This is a genomic window from Agrobacterium sp. GW821-FHT14E08 (assembly GCF_058803865.1).
The window spans coordinates 182,787-202,360 of sequence record NZ_JBXAPJ010000004.1 but is presented as its reverse complement, the minus strand read 5'-3'; the positions used below and the strand labels follow the sequence as shown (position 1 = coordinate 202,360).

Below are 19,574 nucleotides of genomic sequence, written 5' to 3'. Positions count from 1 at the left end.
ATGGCCGATATGAACCCGCGCCAGTCGGATACCAGCAAGTTCCCCGATCCCGTCTACAAGGAAACCGTGCTGCGCCCGCTTTTCGACGGCGCCAAGAACCACCACGTGGACGGTTTCCGCCGCATCGACCGCGCACACCTCGTCATGCTTCGGGAAACCGGCATTCTCGATGCGGATACCGCGGCGAAGATCGCCGGCGCGCTCGAAGACATCGACAGAACCATCGAACCATCGGAGCTGGTCTATACCGGCGAGGTCGAGGATTTTTTCTTCCTGATCGAAAAGGAACTGAAAGCCCGTATCGGCGTCGATGTCGCCGGCCGCCTGCACACGGCCCGTTCGCGAAACGATATCGACCACACGCTGTTCAAGATCGGCCTCAAGGACAAGATCGACACCCTCACCGCCAAGGCGCGGGTTTTGCTGAAAGCCCTGATCGACGCCGCCGAGCGTAATCAATCCACGCTGATCGTAGCCTACACGCATGGGCAGCCAGCCCAGCCCACCACCTTCGGCCATTACCTCTCTGCCGCCATCGAGGTGTTGATCCGGGATATTGACCGCTTCGCGGAGGCCCGCCGCATCGTCGATCTTTCTCCGATGGGCGCTGCCGCCATCACCACCTCGGGTTTTCCCATCGACCGTGCGCGCGTTGCCGAATTGCTGGGTTTTGCCGCACCCTTGCGCAATTCCTATTCCTGCATCGCCGCCGTCGACTACACGACGGCAACCTATGGCGCGATCGAGCTGATGTTCCTGCATCTCGGCCGGCTCATTCAGGACTTCCAGTTCTGGACAAGCTTCGAAGTCGGGCAGATCTACGTGCCGAATTCGCTGGTGCAGATTTCCTCCATCATGCCGCAGAAGCGCAACCCGGTGCCGATCGAACATCTGCGCCACCTCGCCAGCCAGACATTCGGCCGGGCGCGGACCGTACTTGACGTGATGCACAACACGCCCTTCACCGACATGAATGACAGCGAGGGTGAAACCCAGGGCATGGGTTACGAGGCTTTCACATCCGCTGGCCGCGTTCTCGATCTCCTCGCCAGCCTCGTTGGCCAGATCAGCATCGATCCTGAGCGGGTTGACCAGAATATTCGCCGCTCCTGCATCACCATCACCGAACTGGCGGATTCGCTTGTCCGCATCGAGGACCTGTCTTTCCGCCAGGCCCATGAAATTGCCGCAACCGTCGCCAGAAGCGTCGTCGCACTGAAGGGCGATCTGCCGAATGACGGTTACCAGCCGTTCCTAAAAGCCTTCCATGAGCTGACAGGGCGCGACACCGGCATTGACGAGGAAAAATTCAGGCAGATCGTCTCGCCGGAACATTTCGTCGCGGTTCGCAGCCGCTTTGGCGGCCCTGCCCCCGAGCCGATGCGGGAGGCCATTGCGGCCTATCGAGACAGGCTGGGTGAGTTGGCAGCGGAAGCGCAGCGATCCGCCGAGCACGAAGCGGCGAAAGCCACAGAACTGACAGAGAAATTTACCGCCCTGACGGGAGCGCGATAATGGCGACAATCGAACTCAATCAACTCGTGAAGCGCTACGGCAAGGTCGAGGCGGTCAAAGGCATAGATCTTGCCATTAAAGACGGCGAGTTCGTCGTTTTCGTCGGCCCTTCCGGTTGCGGCAAATCCACCACGCTGCGCATGATCGCCGGGCTGGAGGAGATTTCCGACGGCACACTGAAAATCGCCGGAAATGTCGTCAATGAGAAAGAACCGAAACAGCGCAACATCGCCATGGTCTTCCAGAACTATGCGATCTACCCGCATATGACGGTTCGCCAGAATATCGGTTTCGGGCTTTATACATCAAAGCTCGACAAGACGGAAAAGAACCGGCGCATCGAAGAGGCCGGCCGGGTGCTGGGGCTTGAAGCCCTGCTCGACCGCCGTCCCGCGGCCCTGTCGGGCGGCCAGCGGCAGCGCGTCGCCATCGGACGCGCCATGGTGCGCGATCCCGCCGCCTTCCTTTTCGATGAGCCGCTCTCCAATCTCGACGCGCAGTTGAGATCGCAGATGCGCATTGAAATCAAGCGCTTGCACCAGCGTCTTAAGACAACTACCGTATACGTGACCCACGATCAGGTCGAAGCCATGACCATGGCGGACCGGATCGTCGTGATGAAGGACGGCCATATCCTGCAGGTCGGCACGCCGACGGAACTTTACGAGACGCCGGTGGATATTTTCACCGCGCGCTTCATCGGCAGTCCCTCCATGAACCTGTTGCGCGGCGCCAGAGCGACGAACCGCATCGTGCCTTCGGCAACGGGTGATCTTTTGATCGGCGTCCGACCGCACGATCTGCTCGTTGGGGAGAGCGAGGCGGCCCAGGACGCCTTTTCTCTCGAGGGAACGGTCACAGCCGTCGAGCCGCTCGGTCCGGAAACGCTCGTTCATCTGGATACGGACACGACCTCCGTGATAGCAACAGCCAGAGGCAAATCCATTCCGGCCGTCGGCAGCCGGCTGCGATGCCGCGCCGAGGCGGGGGCGCTCTACCTTTTTGATGCGAAAACGGAAAAGCTTCTGGGCCGTGCATGATGACAACAGAAAAAACAGCCGTCATCAGCATCGGGCGGATCTATTGCGACCTTATTTTCACCGGGCTCGATGAATTGCCGGTGCTCGGCCGGGAACTCTTTGCCAGCGACATGGAAATTGCCGCCGGCGGCGGGGCCTTCATCGCCGCCGCGCATTTCGCCCATATCGGCCGTCCGGCGGCGCTGCTGGCAAGGCTCGGCACCGACACGCTCTCGCGCGCGATCGGCGAGAAGATGCAGCAAAGCGGCGTCGACCTGCAATTTCTGGAGCATTCGGCGGATGCGGGGCCGCAGGTCACGGTGGCAAGCGTCGTCGGGCAGGACCGGGCGTTTCTGACGCGCCGCGCCGGCGCCGTTCGCCCTTCAACCCTTGATGCCGCCTTTGCCTGGAACGGGGCATGCCATCTGCATATCGCCGAATTCGCCACGTTGCACGAAATCCCCGATCTCGTCTCCCGCGCGAAGGCAAACGGCCTGTCCGTCTCGCTTGATCCGAGCTGGGACGCGGCACTGATATATGACAAGGGGCTGCTCAACGCCTGTGCGGGCGTCGACGTCTTTTTACCCAATCTCGAGGAAGCCGAAGCGATTACGGGTCATGCAGAACCGGAAGCGGCCATCGGGGCGCTGGCGGAGGCTTTTCCCCTCGTCGCCCTCAAAGGCGGCGCGCAGGGCGCATGGGTATCCTCTTCAGCCGGGCTTCGGCACGCGGCGGCTCAAAAGGTCCCGGTCATCGACACGACGGGCGCGGGCGACGCCTTTAATGCCGGCTTTCTTGACGCATGGCTTCAGCGGCAGGGCGACGAACAATGCCTCAAGGCGGGTGTTGCGGCGGGCAGCCTTGCGGTGCAGGCGGCGGGCGGCGCGCCAAGGGCAACCGCCGCGTGACGCGCCCTGCCCGCGTCATTCCCCGCGCGGAAAGCGCTGGTTTTCCTCCAGCACGTTAAGGTCCATGTGGTTGCGCATGTAGCGTTCGGAGGCTTTCTGCAGAGGCTGGTAGTCCCACGGGTAATAAGCGCCGTTACGCAGCGCCTTGTAGACCACCCAGCGACGCGCCTGGCTTTCCCGCACCGCCGCGTCGAAAGCCGGGAGCTGCCAGCGCCGGCCGATTTCAGCGGAAAGCGATGAAAGAACGGCGCTGAAAGCAGGGTCGTCGGCAAGGTTCATCCGCTCCTCAGGGTCGGCCTCGAGATCATAGAGCAGCGGTGGATCGGCCTCGCAAACCGACAGCTTATAGCGGCCGTCGCGGAGGGCAACGAGCGGTGCGATGGAGCCTTCGGCGGCATATTCCATCGGCACCGGGCCGCGCTCACCGGTTCCCTTGGCCAGCGCCGCCAGATCCTCGCCATCCGTCCAGCGTTTGAGCGAAGTGATATCGAGCCCTGCTAATCCGCACAGCGTCGGTGTGACATCCAGCGTCGAAACCGGCGTGTCGATCAAGGCCGGCTGCCAGCCGGGCGCGGCGATCATCAAGGGCACGCGGGCGGAACCCTCGAAGAAACACATCTTGAACCACAGCCCGCGCTCGCCCAGCATGTCGCCATGGTCGGACAGGAAGAGAATGATCGTATCCTCCTCCATCCGCGTCGCCTTCAAGACGTCGAGGATTTCGCCGACCTTTTCGTCGATATAGGAGATATTGGCGAAATATCCGCGCCGTGCGCGGCGTATCTGCTCCGGCGAAATATCAAAAGCTTCGTGATCGCAGGCTTCCAGCAACCGTTTCGAATGCGGGTCCTGTTCATCGAAGGCAATCGCCGGTGTCTGCGGATCAAGCGCCGGGCAGTCCTCGTAAAGATCCCAGAATTTCCGCCGCGCCACATAGGGGTCGTGCGGGTGGGTGAAGCTGACCGTCAGGCACCACGGCCGGTCGTCAAGGCGGCGCGACAGGTCGTAAAGCTTGCGGGTGGCGTTATAGGCCACCTCGTCGTCATACTCCATCTGGTTGGTGATTTCGGCGACGCCTGCGCCGGTAACCGAGCCGAGATTGTGATACCACCAGTCGATCCGCTCACCCGGCTTGGTATAATCGGGTGTCCAGCCGAAATCCGCTGGATAGATATCCGTCGTCAGGCGCTCCTCGAAGCCATGCAGCTGGTCCGGGCCGACGAAATGCATCTTTCCCGAGAGGCCGGTGTAATAACCCGCGGCCCGCAGGTGGTGCGCATAGGTGGGGATATCGGAAGCAAATTCGGCGGCATTGTCGTAAACCCGCGTGCGGCTCGGCAATTGCCCGGACATGAAGGAGGCGCGGGCCGGCGCGCAGAGCGGACTTGCCGTATAGGTGTTGGCGAAGCGGACGGACCGCTTCGCCAGTGTTTTGAGATGGGGTGCGTGGAGGAAATCGGCCGGGCCATCGGGAAAAAACGTCCCGTTGAACTGGTCGGCCATCAGGATCAGGATATTGGGACGCGACATTTCGACTTTCCGGCTTAGAGACCAAGCTTGCCTTTGACGGCGTCCGCACCCGGCTTGCCATCCAGCGTGGTAACGCCCTGCAGCCAGCCATCCAGCGCCTGCGGATTGGTCTTCAGCCAGGCCGCTGCCGCCACCTTCGAATCCTCGCCATCCAGAATGGAGCCCATCAGGGTATTTTCCATGCCGATATCGAATTTCAGGTTCTTGAACAGCGTCGCCGCATTCGGGCATTGCTGCGGCCAGCTGGTACGGGCGAGCGTATAAACTTCCGCGCCGCCGAAATTCGGACCGAAATAGGCATCACCGCCGGAGAGATAGGCGATATCGATCTTTTCGTTCATCGGATGCGGCGCCCAGGCGAGGAAGACCACCGCCTTCTTGTCCCTGCCCGCCCGTTCCACCTGCGCCAGCATGGCCTGCTCGCCGGATTCGACGAGCTGCCAGCTCTTCAGGCCGAAATCATCGGCGTCGATGATCTTCTGGATATTCTGGTTGGCCGGTGCACCCGGCTCGATGCCGTAAATCTTGCTTTCGAATTCGTCGGCATGTTTGGCGAGATCGGCGAAATCCTTGATGCCCTTTTCCGCCATATAGGCCGGTACTGCCAATGTGAACTTTGCGCCTTCGAGGTTCTTCGTCATCACCTCGGCCGCCTTGGCGGCATTCAGATCGTCCACGAAGGATTTCTGCGCCGGCATCCAGTTGCCAAGGAAAACGTCGATCTCGCCGTTTTTCATCGCCTGATAACCGATCGGCACCGACAGCGTCTTGACGTCAGCCTCATAACCCAAGGCATCCAGCAGCACGGAGGCGACGCCATTGGTAGCGGTGATGTCGGTCCAGCCGGGATCGCTGAGACGGATCGTCTTGCAGGCCGCGTCATCGGCCGCCTGAAGCGGGGTGGAGAAGGCCGCCACGGACAGAAAAAGACCGGCGGCGATGCGATGCAGATGAGAAATGGTTTTCATTGCGGCTCCCCTTTTATCAATCCAGTTTATTGAACACCACGTTGCTTTTGCCTGTGAAGCAGGTATTTTTCGATAGTTGATATAAGGAATTTTAATGTCAGACCGGCCGCTTGATCTGGGATGGATGCGCATTTTCACCGAGGTTGCCCGCCGCGGCAGCCTGACGGCGGCGGCGGCATCCCTGCGGCTGACGCAGCCGGCCGTAAGCTATCAGATTCGCCGGCTGGAGGAGGAACTGGGTGTGGCGCTCGTGCAGCGCAGACATCGCGGCATCGAACTGACGACGGAGGGTCAGAGGCTGTTCGAGATCGTCTCTCGCAATGTCGACGCCATCGATCTTCTGGCGCAGCAGCTTCGCCGGACGGAGGAACGCCAGACCATCCGTCTGCACACGGACTATGCCTTCTCGTCCTTATGGCTCATCCCGCGCATGCATGGTTTTCGCGCGCTCAATCCGGATATCAATATCCAGATCGTCGCCACGCAGGACCCGCTCGGCCAGGGCAAACACGATAGCGACGTGATGATCATTTTCGGCACGCGGCAGGAAGCGGGCGACGGGGCGGTATTGCTGCTTTCGGAAAAGGTCACACCAGTCTGCTCGCCCGCCCTGCTGGCCGGGACACCGGCGCCCGCAACCGTTGCGGATTTTTCGCGGCGGAAGCTCATCCACCTCGAAAACACCTCGCAGGCGCACTGGTTCGACTGGGCTGCCTATTTCAAGCATTTCGGCGTGCAGAGAATGGCCGACCATGATGGCGGCGATATCAGCTTCAACAACTACACCATGGTGGTGCAGGCAACCATTGGCGAACAGGGTTTCGCGCTCGGCTGGGCCGGGCTGGTCGATCCGTTGCTCGAGGCCGGCGTGCTGGTGACGGCAGGCCCGAGCCTCGATGCGCCGGGACGCGGCTACTGGCTGATGCGGCCGAAAAGCAGCGATAGCGCGGTGAGAAAACTCACTGGCTGGCTGATCGACGAGCGGCGGTGACGCCGCCCGCCAGCCTGTACCGTTTGCGGTTCAGATGGGATAATGCAGCGGCCCATCCTGCAGCGTGACCCAGCGCAGTTCGGTGAATTCCGCAATGCCCGCCGTGCCGCCGAAGCGGCCGTAACCGGAGGCCTTGACCCCGCCGAAGGGCATCTGCGCTTCATCGTGAACGGTCGGGCCGTTGATGTGGCATATGCCGCTTTCAATGCGGGCGGCAATCGAAAGCGCCCTCGCCTGATCCCTGCCGAAAATCGCGGCGGAGAGGCCGAACTCGGTTTCGTTGGCGATGCTCACCGCCTCATCGATGCTGCCAGCCCTGATGATGGAGACAACGGGACCGAAACTTTCCTCCGCATAAAGCCGCATGGCGGGGGTGACGCCATCGACGGCAATCGCATCGAGCATCGTGCCGTTGCCGCCGCCGCCCGCAACCAGTCGCGCGCCCTTGGAGACGGCGTCATCCACCAGCGCCCGGATGCGCGATGTCGCTTCGGCGCTGACCAGCGAGCCGAGCGGTGTTTTGCCCTCACGCGGATCGCCGGCCGTGAGGCTCGACGCTTTTTTGGCGAAGGCCTCGACAAATGTATCGGCAACGCTGTCGAGCACGATGATGCGTTCCGTCGACATGCAGATCTGACCCTGGTTCATGTATGCGCCGAAAGCGGCGGCCGCGACCGCCGCATCGATATCGGCGTCATCAAGCACGATGAACGGCGCCTTGCCGCCAAGCTCCAGCAAAGCGGGTTTCAGATAACGGCCGGCCGTTTCGGCAATCACCCGGCCGACGCGGGTCGAGCCGGTGAAATTCACGCGTCTGACGGCGGGATGCGCGATCAGCGTATCGACGATCTTTGCAGCATCTTCCGGTGCATTGGAGACGGCGTTGAGCACGCCCTTGGGCAGACCGGCCGAAGCGACTGCTTCGATGATCAGCGCATGGGTGCGCGGGCAAAGTTCCGAGGTCTTCATCACGACCGTATTGCCGCAGGCGAGCGGCGTGGCGATGGAGCGCACGCCGAGAATGACCGGCGCATTCCACGGTGCGATGGACAGGACGACGCCCGCCGGCTGGCGCAGCGCCATCGCCATGGTTCCCGGACGGTTGGAAGGGATGATCTCGCCCTTGATCTGGGTGGTCAGGCTTGCCGCCTCCACCAGCATGTCGCTCGCCAGTTTGACGTTGAACCCGGCCCAGGCATCGGTCGCGCCAATTTCGTCCTTCATCGCCTGGGTAATATCAGGCCCGGCGGCGAGAAGCGCCTGCGCGGCAGCCAGAAGCAGGCGGCGGCGTTCACCGGGCGGCGTTGCCGACCAGACGGGAAAAGCGGCCGCCGCGGCATCGGCCGCACGCGTGGCGTCCTCCACCGTTGCCGCCGCAGCACTCGTCGCCACGTCGCCGGTAATGGGGTTGCTGCGTTCGAAACGCTTGCCGCTCGCGGCCGGGCAATGATCGCCGCCGATGAAAAGATTGACAGTCTGCATGGTCTTTCTCCTGAGTTCAGACAATGGCGGCGGTGGTGCCGCCGAGAAACGCCCGTTGCACGGCGGGATCAGCGGACAGGGCCTCAGCCGTGCCTGCCCCGACAATCCGTCCTGCTTCCAGCAAATAACCGCGATCGGCAAGCGCAAGGCTTTCGCGCACATTCTGCTCCACAAGCAGAATGGAAAGGCCGCTCTTCTTGATCTCCGCCAGGGCGGCAAAAAGTTCCTGCGTAACGATGGGCGCAAGGCCAAGGCTCGGCTCGTCCAGCAGCAGATAATCCGGCGCCGACATCAGCGCCCGCCCAATGGCGACCATCTGCTGTTCGCCGCCGGACATGGTGCCTGCAAGCTGCTGCCGCCGCTCCGCAAGGCGGGGAAACAGCGAGAAAATATGCTCTCTTGTCGCCTTTTCCGCTGAACGGGCATGGCGGGGATTGGCCCCGAGACGGAGATTGTCCTCCACCGTCAGCGCCGCGAAAATTCCGCGCCCCTCCGGCACCAGCGCCACGCCCCGCTCCACGATCTGATGGGCAGGGACGACGGCAAGCGACGAACCGTTGACGCGCACGTCGCCGGAGGCCGGCGCAACCATGCCGCCGATCGCTTTCAGCAGCGACGACTTGCCAGCGCCATTGGCGCCAAGCAGCACCACCGTTTCGCCCTTGGCGACATTGAGCGATATGCCGTCAACCGCGAGATGTTTGCCGTAACGGATTGTCAGTGCGTCTATTTCAAGCATGTGCCGCTCCCAGATAGGCGGAAATGACCTGCGGATCATCAAGCACCGTTGCCGTCGGCCCGTCGGCGATCTTGCGGCCGGCCGCCATGACAACGGAGCGCGGGCAGAGCGCCCGCACGGCGGCCATGATATGTTCCACCAGCAGGATCGTCGTACCCTCCGATGCCAGCCGCCGGATCAGCGCTATTCCTTCCTGCAGTTCTGTGGGGTTGAGGCCGGCGAGCCATTCATCCAGCAACAGAAGCTTCGGCTCGCCAGCCAGCGCACGCGCCAGTTCAAGGCGTTTCTGGTCGATATAGGTGAGATCGCCGGCAGGCAGGGTCTCCCGCCCGGCAAGACCTATCCGTTCCAGGCAGGCGCGCGCAACCTTCTCCGCCTCGGGGCGTGAAAGCCGTTGCGGCCCGAACATGGCCGATACGGCAACGTTTTCGAGCAGGGAAAGCGACGGCAAAAGCCGCACGAGTTGGAAGGTGCGCGCCACGCCGGCGCGCGCAATCATATCCGGCCGCCGGCCGGCAATCTCCTGCCCTTTGAGCCGGATCGACCCTTCGGTCGGCTTCAGCGCCCCGGAGATCAGGTTCATCAGTGTCGTCTTGCCGGAACCGTTCGGCCCGAGCAGCCCGACGACCTCGCCGGCCTCGATGGTGAGACCAAGGCCATCCACCGCCTTCAGTCCGCCGAAGGTCTTGCGGATATCGGTGATTTCGAGAACGGCGCTCATGCGGCTTTCTCCTTTTTGCGCAATTTCTCCAGCGCCGCCAGCACGCCATCCGGCAGAACAAAGACGATGAGAATGAAGAGAGCACCGAGAATGATGGAAAAATGATTGGGGAAGTTGGCGCCCAGCCACTCGAACAGCAGGAACAGCGGCACCGCACCGAGAATGGGTCCCCAGCGGCGTGTGGCTCCGCCAAGCAGGGCCATGATGACGGTGAGGAACGATACCTGCGGATTAAAGACGATGGCCGGCTCGATGTAGACCCAGCGCGGGGCTTGAATGGCACCGACAAGCGTGATGATCGTGGCGGAAAGCACGAAGAGCGTCAGCTTGGTGCGGGCGAGATCAATGCCCGCATGGGCGGCCACGACCTCGTCGTCGCCGATTGCCTTCAGCGCCAGCCCGAGCTTGCTGCGGTCGATAAGGATCACCAGCAGAAGGGTGATGACAGCCAGCGCCAGCAATTGCCAAAGCACATGCTGCGGCTCCAGCGGCAGGAAGATGTAGCGCCCGAGCGTGCCGGTCACATTCACCTCATACCAGGTGATGAGCTGGCGGATGAGTTCGGCAAGGCCAAAGGAAAAGATCACGAAATAAATGCCGGCGACGCGCAGCGTGGAAAGCCCGACGACCAGCGCCAGCGCCGCGCCGACAAGGGCCGCGCACAGGAGCACCAGCGGCCATGGCAAAACCTCGCTCAGCACCGCAACCGTATAGGCCCCGACACCGAAGAAGGCGACGGTGGCGAGCGAAATGTAACGCGTCGGGCCGGAGAACATCGCCCAGGCAGAGGCGAGCGTCGCATAGCCGAGAAGGCCGATGATGACGCCGACGCCATAGGCATCGAAAAAGAAGGGGGAAAGCGCCAGCAGCGCGGCTGCGGCAAGGCCGATGAGAAGCGGGATCATTTGCCCCTCCTTGCGAAGATGCCTTCCGGACGCCAGAGCAGCACCACGAGGAAAAGCAGATAGGTGGCGGCAAGCGTGAGGCCGGGATCGACATAAACGAGCACGAAGGTTTCCACGAGGCCGAGCAGCAGGCCGGCCACCAGCGCGCCGAGCAGATTGCCGACACCGCCCATGATGACAACGACAAGCGCCTTCATGGTGAAGACCACGCCATAGGAGGCGGAAAAGGTCTGGTACATCGAGATCATCACCCCACCTGCCACGGCGAGTGCACCGCCAAGGGCAAAACCGATTGAGGCCACGCGGTTCACATCAATGCCGACCAGCGGCGCGGATTTGGGCGCGAGCGCCACCGCCCGCAGGTTGAGACCCCAGCGGCTGTGGGTGAGCGCCAGATAAAGCCCACCGCCAATCGCGACCGACAGGATGAACGACAGGAGCCGGTTCAGCGCTACCGTCGTGCCGAAGATGTCGACACCATCGGAGAGATAGGAATAGGAATGGTAGTTGCCGCCGAACACTACGAGCATGATGCCCTGGATAACGAAGAGCAGCCCGAAGGTCGCCAGAATGGAATCGACCTCCAGACGGCCGGAGCCGCCCGAACGGCGCACCAGCGGCCGCATCATGACCCGGTAGATGACGAAGGACAGGGCGTAACCGAGCGGCGCGATGATGAAAAGCGACCAGAGCGGCGACAGGCCATAGGCGGAAAACAGCACGAAGGTGATGAAGGCAGCCGCAATCAGCACTTCGCCATAAGCAAGGTTCATGATGCGGGCGATGCCATATTGCAGCGAAAGTCCAAGCGCGATCAGCGCATAGGTCCCTCCCAGCATCAAGCCGAAGATGAGGGTGGATAAAAACAAGGGAATGTCTCCAGTCTGGAAGATGGCCGAAGCCTTCCGGCCGGGGTTCATGGCCCCGGCCGGCAAAGGCTCACCATTGCGGCTTCGGAACGACCGGCTTTGCCGCGCCTGAACGCTCTGCCGGCGCAATCGCCACAAAACGGTCGCCCTGCCATTGCCCCGCCCACCAGAGCTGGCGAAGCTGGTTGTCCTCAAGCTTGACCGGGCCGATGACGGTGTCGAAGCTTCCCGTCGAAAGTTCACTTGCCACCGCCGCCTTGTCGAGGCCGACGCGCTGGACGGACTGGGCCAGCATCTCGAGGCTCGCATAGGTGATGGCGCTTGCCCAGCTGTCCGGCTTGGTGCCGATGAAGGCTTCGTGGCGTTTGAAATAATCCTCGATCCTGTCGCTGCTGCCATCGACGCCGCCGATGCTGATCACGCCTTCCTGCTTGCCATCGGAGACCTTGGGGAAGATCGGGAAAGCACCGCCGACGCCGACATAAAGAACCTTCGGGTTGAACTTCGCCGTCTGCGCCTGTTTCGTCACCGCGAAGCTGTCAGGCGGATAGGAAAAGGCAATGAAGCTGTCCGCGCCGCTCGCCGACGCCTCGTTGACCAGCGCGGCGAAATCCGAAGTGCCGACCGGATAGGTCTTGTCATAGGCGAGTGTGAAACCCGCTTCCTTCAGCGCCGGCCGCGCAGCCTTGATGAGATCAATGCCGAAACCGTCAGCCACGGAAATCACCGCGACCTTGTCGTTGATCTGGCCGGCATCGCGCGCGGCTTTCAAAACATCGGCAAGCGCATTGGCATAGTCATGACCGCCGCCCAGCATCCAGAAGCTCTTCTTCCAGCGCGCCGCGAAATCCGGCGCCTTGTCGGTCACGCCGGTCACAGCCAGCTGCGGATAACCGAAACGGTCGTAAAGCGGCGCAACGGCCAGATTGAAGCCAGTGCCCCAGGGCGGCAGAATGAAATCGACCTTGTCCTGGCTGGCCAGACGCTCGGTGAACCGTACCGCATCCTCGGCCGAGGACCGGTCGTCATATTCCACCACTTCCACCGGCAGGCGCTTGCCATCCGGCAAAGTGAGGCCGCCGGCATCGTTGACCTCCTTCACCCATAATTTGTAGTTCGGAATGGTGGTGATGCCAGCACCCGTGGCATTGGCGCCGCTTTTGGAAACGGCATAACCGATCTTCACCGAGGTGCGGTCCTGCGCATTGGCGTGACCGAAAGATACCGCCGACAGGGCAGCACCGGAGAGCAGGCAGAACAGCGTTCTGCGCTTCAGATTATTCATGATGTTCCTCCCAAAGCGCCTTATCGGGGTTGCCGTTCTCCTCAAGGCGTTCCCCTGCGCTGATCAAAGTTTAGCAATGACAGCCGCATATAAAATGCACTAATGTAGCGCATTATTGTACTTTTGGAGGCTGAATGCCGCTGCATAGCCAGATTGCCGGCAATCGCGTGGAGATCACGGCGCGCACCCTCGCCTCGACGCTGCGCATATCCGAATTCCGGCTGGAATCGGATAGTGCGCATCTGCTTCTCCTGTCCGCCGGGGAAGCGGAGATCATACTGGGTGAAAAGACGCTGCCTGTCCCGGCACCGGGGCTCGTCTGGCTGCCCATCGGCCCTGCCGGCCGCCTGCGGCTGACGGCCGGAAGCCGTGGATCGCTGCTGAGGACGACGGAAATCGGGCTTGCCCAGGCGATGCCCACCGGCACGAGCGCGAGCGCCGTGCGCAATATATTGCAGCGTGTTCTGACGCAGGCGCCAGCGGAAAAGGACCGGCAGGAGCTGGCGGGTTATCTCGAGACCATCGCCAGCGAAAATGTCCGCGCGACAACCGGTTCGGACACGATCATCGCCAGCCTGCTCTCCGTCACCCTCATCCGCATCTGCCAGCACGCCATCGCCGATATTGCCGCAGCCCTCTCGACCCCCGGCAGCCTCACCGAGCGTTTCGTGCTGCTGGTCAGCCAGCACAAGCGCGATCAATGGGGCGTGGAAGACTATGCGAGGCAACTCGGCGTCAACCGCGAGCGTCTTGGATTTGCGGTGCGCAAGGCGACAGGGCTTTCGCCACAGGCCTATATTCACCGCGAACTGCTGTCCGAAGCGCGCGATCTTCTTCTCAACTCTTCACTGCAAGTCGCTGAAATCGCATTCCGATTGGGATTTCAGGACCCCGGCTATTTCAATCGCTTCTTCACCCGCAATGAAGGCACCTCTCCCGGCCGTTTCCGGCGAACGGGGATGCGCGTGCAGAATGTTCCGCCGCCTTCCTATGCGGCATGGCCGTGACCGTTCTGGTGTGAGAGCGCCACGCCCGCACCGGCAGGGTCAGTCCCTGCCGGTCCGCTTCATTTCAGTCAGAAAAACATACCGCCCCAGACCTTCACTCGGCCGCGATCCGTTTTGGAAGGACGAGATCATCGACGGAATAGGCGTGGAACTCGCTCTTCGAAACCGTATCCAGCCGCCTGAATTTCTCGACGAAAACCGGATCGGTAAAGAACTCGTCGACATTGCCGGCATCCTGGATCGCCTCAATATTGACGACGGTCAGACCGTCCTTGCTTTTCGCAAGGTTGCTCCAGAGAAATCCTTCCTTGCGTTCCGCAACGTAGTGGACGACGTCCTGGATGATGGCAAAGGCTTCTTCCTGCTTGCCCGGGTGAACGTGGATGACGTTGACGATGAAGGTTGTGGCAGCAGGCGCGCCTGAAAAGCAGGCAATCGGTGTCGTTTCCATTGATATCTCCGTTTGATACGCACAGCCCTTATCGGCGTGGCATGGTCTGGATATCTCCTCGGAAATAGCGGATAAACGGGCCGCAACTCTCAACATATCGGAAAAAATTTCCGCAATGGAGCAATCTTGGATAAGCTTGGTACGCTCGGCATCTTCGTTCAGGTGGCGGAAGCCGGTAGTTTCGTCGCGGCGGGACACCGTCTGGGAATATCCGGTTCCGCGGTTGGAAAAGCCGTCGCCCGGCTGGAAGACGAACTGGGTGTTCGTCTCTTCAATCGCTCGACGCGCAGCATCGCTCTCACGGAGGAGGGAAGCTATTTTCTGGACACCTGCCGGCGCATCCAGTCGGAATATGAGGAAGCGCAGGCGAAACTGTCGCGATCACAAGCCGTCCCGCGCGGGCAGCTGCGTGTCAGCCTGCCGCTTGCCGGCATGCTGCTGATGCCGACAATATCCGCCTTCATGAGCACCTATCCGGAGATTAATCTCGATCTCGATTTCACCGATCGCATCGTCGATGTCATCGAGGAGGGTTTCGACGCCGTGATCCGCACCGGCGATTTGAAAGATACACGCCTGATGAGCCGAAAGCTCGGAACATTCCGGCATGTCATCGTCGCGTCGCCCGAATATCTTTCCGCACACGGTTACCCCAAAGCGCCGGAAGATCTGCTCCTGCATCGCTGCCTGCACCACCGCTTTGCCAATTCCGGCAAGCTGGAACCCTGGCCACTCGTTCGCGATGGGCAGGAAATCAAGCTGAACCTTCCGGCAACCACCGTAGCAAGCACGCTCGAGCCGTTGATCCACCTCGCTCAGCACGCCTTTGGCATCACATGTCTTCCACTCTTCGCGGCCGCATCTGAAATCGCGGAGGGAAAGCTGGTATCCGTGCTTGACGACTATCTGGCGGCGACCGGCACCTTCAGGGTACTATGGCCAACAAGCCGGTATCTATCACCCAAGGTGCGGGTGTTCGTAGACTATATGGCGGCTAATCTCTTCAAGCCGTGAAGGCTTAACAGACGCCTACCCCAGGATAAGTCGCGTTCAGCTAGGCATTGCTATCTTGCGGCCGCTTCACGCCAATCCGGTGCCGCCCGATCGGCAGCATCATCGGCTTGCCCGAGGTCGGGTCTTCGATGACCCGGCTTTCGATGCCGAAAACCTGGCGCACATTTTCCTCCGTCAGCACGTCCTCAGGCGTGCCGCAGACATGCAGCTTTCCGCCCGTCATCGCAACCAGATGATCCGCGTAACGCGCTGCGAGATTGAGATCGTGCAGGACCATGACGATGGTGGTCTGGCGGGCGTTGTTAAGATCGGTCAGGAGATCGAGCACCTCGACCTGATGGCTGATATCGAGGAAGGTCGTGGGTTCGTCCAGCAGCAATATATCGGTCTCCTGGGCGAGCGCCATGGCGATCCAGACGCGTTGCCGCTGTCCGCCGGAAAGCTCGTCCACCGGTTGCTCGGCAAGTTCCACCGTATCGGTGGCGACGAGTGCTGCGGCCACGGCCTCATCGTCCTGGCGCGACCAGCGGGCGAACAGGCCGTGATGCGGATGCCGTCCACGGCTGACGAGATCGGCGACAACGATGCCTTCCGGCGCAATCGGCGACTGCGGCAAAAGACCCATGCGCCTTGCAAGTTCACGGGAGGGAAGACGATGAATAGACTTTCCATCGAGCAGGACCTGACCGGCACGGGGAGAGATAAGCCGCGACATGCTGCGAAGAAGTGTGGACTTGCCGCAGGCATTGGCACCGACGATGACGGTGAGTTTTCCACGCGGGACGACCAGATCCAGCCCTTCGATGATGAGGTTTTCGCCGTATCCCGCTGAAAGATCGTTCACGGAAAGAGAATGGCTGGTCATAACGAGCCTCCGCTGCGGTTGACCCGCACGATAAGGTAAATCAGATAGGGCGCGCCGAGAGCACCGGTCACGACCCCGACCGGGTAACGGCCGGGCAACAGGAATTGGCCGCAATAATCTCCCACCAGCACCAGCGCCGCGCCAACCAGCGCTGCCGGAATGAGCAGGGACCCGTTGTTGCCGACGATACGCGCGGCAATCGGCCCCGACAGAAATGCGACGAAAGCGATGGGACCCGATACCGCTGTGGCAAAGGCGATCATGCCCACGGCGGCGATGATGACGATGATGCGCGTTCGCCCCACCCGCACACCGAGAGCTGCTGCGGCATCGTCACCCAGTCTCAGTGCCTCTAGATCGCGCGCGCGGCTGATGAGCAGGCCGCCAAAGAGGACGAGCGCGATGAAGAGCGGCAGCGTCTGGGCAAGTTTCGCGCCGTTGACGCTGCCCGTCAGCCAGCGCATCACTTCCTGCAACGTCCATGCCGGTGCGACGGACAGGATATAGGCGATGAAACTTTCAAGCATCGCGGAAACGCCGATGCCGACAAGGACCAGCCGCGTGCCCGCCACCCCGTTGCGGAAAGACAGAAGATAGACCAGCAGTGCAACCCCAAGCCCGGCGACAACGGCAAAAACCGAGACGAGCGGTCCGCTCAGATGCAGGACGACGATGGCGAAGACGGCGGCCACACTTGCCCCGGAGCTAATGCCGATAATATCCGGGCTGGCGAGCGGGTTGCGCAGCATGATCTGGAAGGCAACGCCGCCAAGGCCAAAGCTCAGTCCCGCCAGAACCGAGAGCAGCGCCCGCGGCAGGCGCAATTGGCCGACTGTGAAGGTGACGCCGGCAATATCTTCGCCAATGAGCACGCGCAGGACATCGCCGGGCGGTGTGAAGGATTGCCCCAGCATCAGCGTCAATGCAAAAGCGGCAATCAACAGGGCCGAGAGAGCCGTGATGACGAGGCGACGACGGCGCTGACGCGCTTGACGGTCGAAAACCAGTGTTTCCAAGACAAGAGCGTGCATGGTCATAATTCGCGCACCCGCTGGCGTCTGACGATCCAGATGAAGAACGGCCCGCCGACAAGGGCGGTGACGATGCCGACATCAAGCTCGGACGGCCGCGCCACGATGCGCCCGACAATATCGGCCGCAAGCAGCAGGCAGGCACCGCCAAGCGCGGAAAAGGGTAAAAGCCAGCGATTATCCACGCCGACAAGCAGGCGGCAGAGATGCGGGACGACAAGCCCGACAAAACCGATCGGCCCGCAAATGGCGGTCGCCGAACCGCAGAGAAGAATCGCCCCAAAGGATGCCACGGCCCTTGCAACCGCGACATTTTCACCAAGCCCGGCGGCCAGTTCATCTCCAAGCGCCAGAGAATTCAACTTGCGTGCAGAAAGAAGGCTGATGGCGAAACCGGCGGCGAGAAACGGCAGCACAGTCTCGATCCGTTCAAAGGTCGCACCGCCGACACCGCCGATCTGCCAGGACCGGATGCCACCGGCAATATCGCTGCGCGGCAGCACGACGGCGATGACAAGCGACGAAAAGGCGACCGAGGTGGCGGCACCGGCCAAAGCGAGTTTCAGAGGCGTGGCCCCTCCCCGCCCGAGTGAGCCGACGACATAAACGAAAACGGCGGACGCCCCCGCCCCGACAATTGCAACGACGATAAAGGACTGCGCCGAGGCAATGCCGAACCAGACGATGCCGATGACGACAGCAAGCGACGCGCCCATATTGACGCCGAGAATGCCTGGATCGGCAAGCGGATTGCGCGTGACGCCCTGCATGATGGCGCCAGCTAGCCCAAGTGCGGCCCCGGCCAGCACGGCAAGCAGCGTGCGTGGCAGACGAACCGCAACGGCGGCTTCCGCCACCGTCTCGACGCGACCGGCGAGCGCCGCCGTGATATCGGCAAAGGATACGTCACGCGTGCCGATCGCAACCGAAAGCGCACATAGCAGGGCCAGAAGCGCCAGCACGGTGCTGAGCCATATGCTGCGCATCCGGTTGGAACGGCCGCCGGGTGGCGGGACCGGCGTTTGAGCAGGCGCCAGCATTGTCATTGCGCCTTTCCGGATGATTTGTCCGCTGCTGCCGCCAGAAGGTCGGCATAGTCCTTCAAGACCCAGGAAATCGACAGCGGCGTGGGGTTGGATGCGGTCCCGAGCGGATCACGCCCCAGCATGACGATGGCGTCATTGGCAACGGCTGGCATGCGGGCGAGAAGCGGATCGGCCCGCATCGCCGTGAGCAAGGGCTGGCTGCCATATGTGACGACAATATCGACATCGTCGAAGGCATCGACACGCTCGGCACTGACGCCGGCTGCAAATTGTCCCGGTTTCGTCGCTTCCGCCACGCTCTTCGGCGAGGTTAGCCCCAGATCAGCGAAAAACTTCACGCGGCTGTCATTGGCGGTGTAAAAATTGACGACGCTGAGATTGGTGGCGTCAAGATGAGTAACGAACATTGCCGACTTGCCTTTCAGCTGCGGATGCCCCGCGACCACCTGAGCGATCTCCCCTTCGATGCGCGTGATGAGCGCCTCGCCTTCGGAAACCATGCCAAGCCCGGCGCTGTTCAGCCGGATCATCTCGCGCCAGTCCGTCGCCCAGGGGGAGACGGGATAGGCAACCACCGGGGCGATCTGGCTCAGCGTGTCGTAGTCGGACTGGCTGAGGCCGGAATAGGCGGCGAGGATGACATCCGGCTGCGTTGCCGCCACGGCCTCGAAATCAATGCCGTCACCTTCGTCAAACAGCACGGGCTTTGCCGCTTTGAGTTCGGCAAGCCGCTTCGCCACCCATGGCAGCAGGCCGTCGCCATCGTCATCTCCGAAATTGGCTGCGGCAAAACCGACGGGCACGATGCCGAGCGCCAGCGGAACCTCGTGGTTCGCCCAGGCGACCGTCGCCACGCGCTCCGGTTTGCTGGCAATCGTGGTCGTGCCGAAGGCGTGTTTGATGACGATGGGATAGGCCGTCGTCTCGCCTGCCGCCAGGAGATTCGGCGCAACCATCGACAGGAAAAACACAAATGCCGGCACAAGACCGCGAAACAGGAAAAGCATGAGCGAAGCCTTCAAAGGTTCAAAAGTGGACTTGAACTCTCAGCTTCATATGTTCGCGTCAAGCCCGGGGAGGAAAAGCCGCCACGGCAACGGTGAAATTTCCGGGGTTTCGTACAAAACCGCAAAAAGTTACAATACCGGACAAACTTTCTCAAGTTATTGGGCGCTTCAAGAGTGGGCCGTGGAAGCGGCGATCGGGGCACCAACGTCTGGATTTTAGC

General features: G+C 61.7%; 20 protein-coding genes. 7 read left to right on the top strand and 13 right to left on the bottom strand.

Annotated elements, in window-relative coordinates:
- Genes argH through AC1ROR_RS17160 form a run of 3 tightly spaced genes read left to right on the top strand, consistent with a single transcriptional unit; the run spans position 1 to position 3,442 of the window.
- Entirely contained in the window at positions 1 to 1,515 is a 1,515-nt protein-coding gene (gene argH, locus AC1ROR_RS17170; RefSeq protein ID WP_498590160.1) for an argininosuccinate lyase, read from the top strand.
- Positions 1,515 to 2,555, top strand: a complete 1,041-nt coding sequence (locus AC1ROR_RS17165) for an ABC transporter ATP-binding protein (RefSeq protein ID WP_498590159.1) — start codon at positions 1,515 to 1,517, stop codon at positions 2,553 to 2,555. Before argH ends, AC1ROR_RS17165 begins: the two co-directional genes overlap by 1 nt.
- Entirely contained in the window at positions 2,552 to 3,442 is an 891-nt protein-coding gene (locus AC1ROR_RS17160) for a carbohydrate kinase family protein (protein WP_498590158.1), read from the top strand. The genes AC1ROR_RS17165 and AC1ROR_RS17160 overlap by 4 nt, the downstream gene beginning before the upstream one ends.
- Before the next feature lie 15 nt (positions 3,443 to 3,457).
- Here the strand turns inward: AC1ROR_RS17160 and betC are convergent, their stop codons facing one another.
- Together betC and choX are read right to left on the bottom strand one after the other, a co-directional pair.
- Positions 3,458 to 4,972, bottom strand: a complete 1,515-nt coding sequence (betC, locus tag AC1ROR_RS17155) for a choline-sulfatase (RefSeq protein WP_498590157.1) — start codon at positions 4,970 to 4,972, stop codon at positions 3,458 to 3,460.
- Between the two features lie 14 nt (positions 4,973 to 4,986).
- Positions 4,987 to 5,940: a choline ABC transporter substrate-binding protein gene (gene choX / locus AC1ROR_RS17150; protein ID WP_498590156.1), complete on the bottom strand. Its 954-nt coding sequence runs from the start codon at positions 5,938 to 5,940 to the stop codon at positions 4,987 to 4,989.
- Positions 5,941 to 6,034: 94 nt separating this feature from the next.
- On the opposite strand from choX, the gene AC1ROR_RS17145 reads away from it, so the two are divergent.
- Positions 6,035 to 6,931, top strand: a complete 897-nt coding sequence (locus AC1ROR_RS17145) for a choline sulfate utilization transcriptional regulator (protein ID WP_498590155.1) — start codon at positions 6,035 to 6,037, stop codon at positions 6,929 to 6,931.
- Positions 6,932 to 6,961: 30 nt separating this feature from the next.
- Here AC1ROR_RS17145 and AC1ROR_RS17140 read toward each other — a convergent pair whose 3' ends face one another.
- The 6 genes from AC1ROR_RS17140 to AC1ROR_RS17115 form a co-directional block, all read right to left on the bottom strand.
- The gene (locus AC1ROR_RS17140; protein WP_498590154.1) at positions 6,962 to 8,413 is read right to left on the bottom strand and encodes an aldehyde dehydrogenase; all 1,452 of its coding nucleotides are present in this window, start codon (positions 8,411 to 8,413) and stop codon (positions 6,962 to 6,964) included.
- Positions 8,414 to 8,429: 16 nt separating this feature from the next.
- Entirely contained in the window at positions 8,430 to 9,152 is a 723-nt protein-coding gene (locus AC1ROR_RS17135) for an ABC transporter ATP-binding protein (RefSeq protein WP_498590153.1), read from the bottom strand.
- Positions 9,145 to 9,873 (bottom strand): ABC transporter ATP-binding protein, encoded by a 729-nt coding sequence (locus tag AC1ROR_RS17130; protein WP_035224858.1) that lies wholly within the window; start codon positions 9,871 to 9,873, stop codon positions 9,145 to 9,147. Before AC1ROR_RS17130 ends, AC1ROR_RS17135 begins: the two co-directional genes overlap by 8 nt.
- Entirely contained in the window at positions 9,870 to 10,778 is a 909-nt protein-coding gene (locus AC1ROR_RS17125; protein WP_498590152.1) for a branched-chain amino acid ABC transporter permease, read from the bottom strand. The genes AC1ROR_RS17130 and AC1ROR_RS17125 overlap by 4 nt, the downstream gene beginning before the upstream one ends.
- On the bottom strand, positions 10,775 to 11,647 hold the full coding sequence (locus AC1ROR_RS17120; protein ID WP_498590151.1) for a branched-chain amino acid ABC transporter permease: 873 nt from the start codon (positions 11,645 to 11,647) through the stop codon (positions 10,775 to 10,777). The genes AC1ROR_RS17125 and AC1ROR_RS17120 overlap by 4 nt, the downstream gene beginning before the upstream one ends.
- 70 nt (positions 11,648 to 11,717) lie before the next feature.
- Complete coding sequence (locus AC1ROR_RS17115; protein WP_498590150.1) at positions 11,718 to 12,932, bottom strand: amino acid ABC transporter substrate-binding protein; 1,215 nt, start codon at positions 12,930 to 12,932, stop codon at positions 11,718 to 11,720.
- Between the two features lie 134 nt (positions 12,933 to 13,066).
- Between AC1ROR_RS17115 and AC1ROR_RS17110 the strand changes: the two genes are divergently transcribed.
- On the top strand, positions 13,067 to 13,939 hold the full coding sequence (locus AC1ROR_RS17110) for a helix-turn-helix transcriptional regulator (RefSeq protein ID WP_498590149.1): 873 nt from the start codon (positions 13,067 to 13,069) through the stop codon (positions 13,937 to 13,939).
- Between the two features lie 94 nt (positions 13,940 to 14,033).
- On the opposite strand, the gene AC1ROR_RS17105 is transcribed toward AC1ROR_RS17110, so the two are convergent.
- The gene (locus AC1ROR_RS17105) at positions 14,034 to 14,390 is read right to left on the bottom strand and encodes an antibiotic biosynthesis monooxygenase (protein ID WP_312359313.1); all 357 of its coding nucleotides are present in this window, start codon (positions 14,388 to 14,390) and stop codon (positions 14,034 to 14,036) included.
- Between the two features lie 126 nt (positions 14,391 to 14,516).
- Between AC1ROR_RS17105 and AC1ROR_RS17100 the strand changes: the two genes are divergently transcribed.
- Positions 14,517 to 15,404, top strand: a complete 888-nt coding sequence (locus AC1ROR_RS17100; RefSeq protein WP_498590148.1) for a LysR family transcriptional regulator — start codon at positions 14,517 to 14,519, stop codon at positions 15,402 to 15,404.
- A 40-nt stretch (positions 15,405 to 15,444) separates the two neighbouring features.
- Here AC1ROR_RS17100 and AC1ROR_RS17095 read toward each other — a convergent pair whose 3' ends face one another.
- The 4 genes from AC1ROR_RS17095 to AC1ROR_RS17080 are packed head-to-tail and all read right to left on the bottom strand — an operon-like array spanning position 15,445 to position 19,353.
- On the bottom strand, positions 15,445 to 16,269 hold the full coding sequence (locus AC1ROR_RS17095) for an ABC transporter ATP-binding protein (protein ID WP_498590147.1): 825 nt from the start codon (positions 16,267 to 16,269) through the stop codon (positions 15,445 to 15,447).
- Complete coding sequence (locus AC1ROR_RS17090) at positions 16,266 to 17,306, bottom strand: FecCD family ABC transporter permease (protein WP_498590146.1); 1,041 nt, start codon at positions 17,304 to 17,306, stop codon at positions 16,266 to 16,268. The genes AC1ROR_RS17095 and AC1ROR_RS17090 overlap by 4 nt, the downstream gene beginning before the upstream one ends.
- Positions 17,303 to 18,346: a FecCD family ABC transporter permease gene (locus AC1ROR_RS17085; RefSeq protein ID WP_498590145.1), complete on the bottom strand. Its 1,044-nt coding sequence runs from the start codon at positions 18,344 to 18,346 to the stop codon at positions 17,303 to 17,305. Before AC1ROR_RS17085 ends, AC1ROR_RS17090 begins: the two co-directional genes overlap by 4 nt.
- Complete coding sequence (locus AC1ROR_RS17080) at positions 18,343 to 19,353, bottom strand: iron-siderophore ABC transporter substrate-binding protein (RefSeq protein ID WP_498590144.1); 1,011 nt, start codon at positions 19,351 to 19,353, stop codon at positions 18,343 to 18,345. The genes AC1ROR_RS17085 and AC1ROR_RS17080 overlap by 4 nt, the downstream gene beginning before the upstream one ends.
- Here AC1ROR_RS17080 and AC1ROR_RS17075 point away from each other — a divergent pair.
- Positions 19,352 to 19,573 carry a hypothetical protein gene (locus AC1ROR_RS17075; protein WP_080840039.1) on the top strand — a complete coding sequence of 74 codons (222 nt, stop codon included), beginning with the start codon at positions 19,352 to 19,354 and terminating at the stop codon, positions 19,571 to 19,573. The two genes, AC1ROR_RS17080 and AC1ROR_RS17075, sit on opposite strands and share 2 nt — an antisense overlap.
- Position 19,574: the final 1 nt, after the last annotated feature.